General features: G+C 49.3%; 2 protein-coding genes. Both read left to right on the top strand.

What is annotated here, in order from left to right:
• Positions 1 to 588: flagellin (locus CRO57_RS24275; protein ID WP_280176214.1), on the top strand; the 588-nt coding region annotated here is incomplete at its 5' end.
• Positions 589 to 787: 199 nt separating this feature from the next.
• Positions 788 to 1,239 (top strand): flagellin N-terminal helical domain-containing protein (locus tag CRO57_RS24280; protein WP_483189147.1); only part of this gene is annotated, 452 nt, incomplete at its 3' end.

Genomic DNA, 1,239 nt, shown 5'->3' on the forward strand with positions numbered 1-1,239 from the left:
GTATCCTATACCGCTGGTGCAACATCTGGCGATGCAGATACGTTCACCATCACCAACTACGCCTCTACCTCCGATGCCGATAACGCTGAGCTGGTCAGCCAGTTCAACGATATTCTCGACCAGATCGATAAGCTATCAGCTGATTCAAGCTATAACGGCGTGAATTTGATCAATGGTACCGGAAGTGATCTGACGGTGGCTTTCAACGAACATCGTGACGACAGAAAATCTGAACTGACAATTTCAAGTGCAGACCTTACCTCATCCGGTTTGAAAGTCAGCAAGGCAAGTTCTTTGAGTGCTGATGAATCCAACCTCAAGCTGGATTCACTGTCAGAAGCATTGTCCAGCCTGCGCAAGCAAGGGTCAACATTTGGCTCCAAGCTGAACACTGTGACCATTCGCGAAGGCTTTACCAAGGAAAGCATCAACACCCTGCAAACAGGTGCCGATGCTCTGGTTCTGGCCGATTCCAACGAGGAAGGTGCGAACATGCTGGCATTGCAGACCCGTCAGCAGCTGTCCACAACATCTCTGTCTCTGGCGTCTCAGGCTGACCAGGCAGTGTTGCGGTTCCTCAGAGCATAAAGCCATCGGTAATTTTGACAAGATTTCAAACGGCGGGGTTTCCCCGCCGTTTTTTTGTTTTCTATCAAGCAATCAGAGAAAGCCATTAATCATATTCCTGCACATCCCATTAACCTTAAATTAGCGTTTCATAGCCATCATCCGACTAAGCCTCAGAAAGAGGCCATAGTTGTATTCGAGTACCCAGAAAGGTAACACAATGTCGGATATCACCCTATCAGCTGGCGTCCGCCAGAACCTTTTGTCTTTGCAGAAAACTGCAGACATGATGTCCCTTACTCAAAACCGCTTGTCGACTGGTAAAAAGGTGAATTCCGCGTTGGACAATCCAACCAACTTCTTCACCTCACAAGGTCTCGGCAGCCGCGCGGCTGACCTCGGCAACCTGCTGGACGGCATTGGCAATTCCATTAAAACTCTGGAAGCAGCTGACAATGGTATCAAAGCCATCACCAAGCTGGTTGAAAGTGCACAATCCACTGTTCGTCAGGCCCAGCAGGCCAACAACACATCCAAAGGCACACACATTCAGTCAAGCGCTGGCATTGATACGTCAGGTGTGACCGGCACAAGCACCAAAGATCGTGCTGAAAAGCAGAGCCTTGATAATCTCGGCTTCTCCGCTGGTACCAACTCCAATCTGGTGATTAC

It is taken from the genome of Cohaesibacter gelatinilyticus, assembly GCF_900215605.1.
Taxonomy (GTDB): domain Bacteria; phylum Pseudomonadota; class Alphaproteobacteria; order Rhizobiales; family Cohaesibacteraceae; genus Cohaesibacter; species Cohaesibacter gelatinilyticus.